The sequence below is a fragment of the Photorhabdus sp. RM322S genome, from assembly GCF_042879395.1.
Lineage (GTDB): Bacteria > Pseudomonadota > Gammaproteobacteria > Enterobacterales > Enterobacteriaceae > Photorhabdus > Photorhabdus khanii.
Genome location: NZ_JBHFKW010000146.1, coordinates 1 through 748, shown reverse-complemented (window position 1 = coordinate 748; position 748 = coordinate 1). Strand labels below are relative to the sequence as shown.

Genomic DNA, 748 nt, shown 5'->3' with positions numbered 1-748 from the left:
CGCAAAGTGCGTATATTGCTGGTGATGGGTGAAGCTTCTGAAGTGGAACAGATAGCCCCTGGCCTGACTCATCAACACTGGCTGGAGGGCGAAAGTAACCTGTTGCTGTGGGGAGGCAGTTTGCAGGTGACACCCGATGCAGCCCAGTTAAAGGCGTTGCGTAAACTGCGCCGCCGTCGCCCTTTGGATGGTGTGGTGTGGGTGATGACTGAAGACCAACTCGGCCAGCAGGCTCAGATAGATACCGCTGTGCGCATGTTAGAGAAACAGGGGCGACAGCTGGGCTGGCAGGCACCGCTGTATGTGTGGAATGTGCGTCACAGCCCCTGGGACCAGCGTGACCGCCCGACGCAGACGGTCGGCTGTTTCCTGCCGGCAGAAGGAACCGCGCAGATGCTGGCTGAGAGCCTGAATACCCTGCCGCCCCAACTGGCCACCCGAGGGATGGCGCAGGCGTTAGCAGAAATCCGTCACGATTTTTTGTTACGGCTGGCCCAGCATCTGTTGGCCGGCGGTGTGGACCGTCTGGTTCACCAGTTGACACCGTTGTTAAACCGGTCGCCGATATGGCTGGCGGGGGTGATGTTCGGTTCCCCGCAGTCGGCGCAGCCGGGGGTGACTGAGCATGGCTGGTTGGTGGAAGCGAGCTGGGACGGGGTACTGGCCGATGTGCGTGATATCCGAGGTCAGGCCGCGGGTTTCCCGTGGGAGAAAAGCGCGCAGTGGGGGGTGATAGCGCTGGCAGCAT

At 61.2% G+C, this 748-nt stretch carries 1 pseudogene; it reads left to right on the top strand.

Going from position 1 to position 748, the window contains the following annotated elements:
- Positions 1-748: pseudogene (locus ACGF63_RS22980) on the top strand (type VI secretion protein VasK); the annotation flags it as partial.